The following is a 3,228-nucleotide window of genomic DNA, read 5'->3' as shown; positions in this document are numbered from 1 at the left end:
GGGATGCGGCGCTCCGCGAGGCGGAGATTGCATCCACCGTGCAGCTGCTGCACACCCGCCACCGCACGCCGGCTCGCGCCGACGTGCCACCGATACCTGCATAGCATTCTGGAGTTTGTTGATGTCGCGCCCGCTCGAAGGTCTCAAGGTTCTCGAACTCGCCCGAATCTTGGCCGGTCCCTGGGCTGGTCAAACCCTGGCCGATCTCGGCGCCGATGTCGTGAAGGTGGAAAGCCCGGAAGGCGACGACACCCGCACCTGGGGCCCGCCCTTCGTGGAAGCCGCGGATGGCGGCAACCTTTCGGCCGCTTATTTCCATGCCTGCAACCGCGGCAAGCGCTCGATCACGGCCGATTTCACGACGCCGGAAGGCCAGGCGCTGGTGCGCGATCTCGCGGCTTCGGCCGATGTGGTGATCGAGAACTTCAAGGTTGGCGGCTTGAAGAAGTACGGCCTGGATCATGCCAGCCTTAAACAGATCAATCCGCGCCTCATCTACTGCTCCATCACCGGCTTCGGCCAGGACGGGCCTTATGCAAGTCGCGCCGGCTATGACTTCCTGATCCAGGGCATGGCAGGCGCGATGTCGATTACCGGCGACCCGGAAGGACAGCCGACCAAGACGGGCTATGCCATGGCCGACCTGTTTTCCGGCCTTTATGCGACGATCGGAATCCTCGCGTCCTTGCGCAAGCGCGATGAGACTGGTGAGGGCGCTTATATCGATTGCGCCTTGATGGACTCCCAGGTTGCGGTGCTGGCGAACCAGGCGATGAACTATCTGGTTTCCGGCAAGTCGCCGCAGCGGCTCGGCAACGCCCATCCCAACATCACTCCCTATGAAGTGTTTCCGGTGGCTGACGGCCACGTCATCATCGCGGTTGGCAATGACGGACAGTTCCGCCGGCTGTGCGGGGCAATCAACCGGCCAGATCTGGCTGAAGCGGTGGAGTACCAGACCAATGCGCTGCGGGTGAAGAACCGGGGCGAGCTGGTGCCGGCGCTGACGGCTGCGACGCTGAAGTTCGATCGCGCAACCTTGCTGAAGCTTCTGGAAGACGCCACCGTGCCGGGCGGGCCGATTAACACGATCGGCGACGTGTTCGATGATCCCCAGGTTCAGCATCGCGGGATGCGGCTCGATCTGCCGAGTGAAGCGGCGGCGGCAGGTAGCATCCCAGGCGTGCGAACGCCGTTGCTGATCAACGGCCAGCCCATGGCCGATTCCCGGCCGAGCCCGCGCCTTGGCGAACATGCAGCGGAGGTTGCCGGCGATCCCCTTTGGACGCGGCCGGCGGCGGGCTGAGACCCGCTCGGCCACGCATGGCTTTTTGTTGTTTCAGCCTAGGCAGGCTCCCGGCAGCAGCGTAATCAAGAGTTGAGCAGGTGCGGGAGGAACCCGGCACCGTCTTTATTATCCCAGGGGAGGACACCATGGACCGTCGTTCGTTTTTCCGCAAAGCCGGCAGCGCAGGTGCTGCGGCCGCAACCGCATCCGTGCTGGCCGCGCCGGCCATCGCACAGTCGATGCCGAAGGTGAGCTGGCGTCTGACGTCGGCCTATCCGAAGAGCCTGGATACGCTGTTCGGCATCAGCACGGATGTGTCGAAGCGCGTTTCGGAACTCACGGACGGCAACTTCACCATTCAGCCCTTCGCCGCAGGTGAAATCGTGCCGGCATTGCAGGCAACCGACGCGGTGACGGCCGGCACCGTCGAGTGCTCGCACACGCTGTCGTCGTTCTCGATCGGCAAGGACCCGACCTTCGCTTTCGACACCTCGCTGCCCTTCGGCCTCAACACCCGCCAGCATATCAGCTGGTTGTATTATGGCGGTGGCCGTGAGCTCGTGAACGAGTTCATGAAGGACTACAACATCCATGCCATTCCTTCGGGCAATACCGGCGCGCAGATGGGCGGCTGGTATCGCAAGGAAATCAAGTCGCTTAAAGACCTGAAGGGTCTCAAGATGCGCATTGCAGGCCTTGGCGGCACGATCCTGTCGCGCCTCGGCGTGGTGCCTCAGGTCATCGGCGGCGGCGACATCTACCCGTCGCTGGAACGCGGCACGATCGACGCGGCGGAGTTCTCCGGTCCGTATGATGACGAAAAGCTCGGCCTACAGAAGGTCGCGCCGTTCTATTATTATCCGGGCTGGTGGGAAGGCACGGCCAACGTCATGCTGGCCGTCAACCTCACCAAGTGGAACGAGCTACCGAAGTCGTATCAGGCTGCACTCGAAGTGGCGGGATCGGAAGCCATGTCGCACTGCCTTGCAAAGTACGACGCCAACAATCCCGATGCGCTGTATCGTTTGGTGGGTTCGGGCGCCCAGCTGCGCCCCTTCCCGCAGGACGTGCTGAAGGCCGCGTTGGAAGAGTCGCGCAAGCTTTACGCCGAGTACGCCGCGAGCAATCCGAAGTTCAAGAAGTTCTACGACAACTGGCTGCCTTACTCGCAGAAGCAGGGCGTCTGGGCGCGTGTCGCGGAAATTCCGTTTGACACCTTCGCCTCCTCGCAGGCCCAGGCGCAGCAGCCGGCCAAGTAAGACGATCCGGGATGCCGCACCGTTGCGGCGTCCCGCTTCCATAAACGTGTTGCGCTTGCCTTGTTCGTCCGAAGCGCAATCGCTTTCTTCTGTTGAACGATCCCTGCAGCAGAAGACTCTTCTGCTGCGTGGCCGCCCAGCCGCATCAAAAGAAAGTCTTTCCGGCTTGCATCGGGATAGGATGCACAAGAAGCTCGTTTTGAACGAGCGGACTCAGGCAAGGGTGGAGCGCATGGGTATTCTCAGGATCAAGATGCCGGATATCGGCGAGGGGATCGCGGAAGCGGAACTCGTCGAATGGCATGTCGCGGTGGGCGACCCCGTGCAGGAGGACCAGGTCATCGCGTCCGTGATGACGGACAAGGCGACGGTGGAAATTCCATCCAGCGTGCATGGCACGGTGGTGTCGCTCGGCGGCGAAGTCGGCTCCAAGATCGCGATCGGCAGCGAACTGGTCCGCATGGAAGTGTCCGGCGCTGGCAACATTTCGGAAGAAGACGCCACGCCCGAGCCTGTTGCTTCCGAGCCGGTCGGCGCGCATGCCGCATCGCCAGCACTTGAAGCACCGATGCCGGACCCGAAGGCTGAGCCTGTTCCGGAAGCGGCAGTAAAGCCAGCGCCGGCGCCTGCTGCGAAGCCGGCTCCAACGGCCTCGACGGGGAGTGCATCCGCGCCGCGCGC

Annotated in this window: 3 protein-coding genes; all 3 read left to right on the top strand. The window is 62.9% G+C overall.

Going from position 1 to position 3,228, the window contains the following annotated elements; translation table 11 throughout:
- Positions 1–121: 121 nt before the first annotated feature.
- Positions 122–1,306, top strand: a complete 1,185-nt coding sequence (locus RTX98_RS18755) for a CaiB/BaiF CoA-transferase family protein (protein WP_312798333.1) — start codon at positions 122–124, stop codon at positions 1,304–1,306.
- Between the two features lie 128 nt (positions 1,307–1,434).
- Entirely contained in the window at positions 1,435–2,547 is a 1,113-nt protein-coding gene (locus RTX98_RS18750) for an ABC transporter substrate-binding protein (RefSeq protein WP_312798331.1), read from the top strand.
- 232 nt (positions 2,548–2,779) lie between these two features.
- The coding region (locus tag RTX98_RS18745; RefSeq protein ID WP_312798329.1) for a biotin/lipoyl-containing protein at positions 2,780–3,228 on the top strand (449 nt) is incomplete at its 3' end.

Origin of the sequence: Tianweitania sp., from assembly GCF_032053605.1 — a bacterium.
GTDB lineage: Bacteria > Pseudomonadota > Alphaproteobacteria > Rhizobiales > Rhizobiaceae > Tianweitania.
Note: the sequence above shows the minus strand (reverse complement) of the source record. Positions and strands in the feature narration are given on the sequence as shown.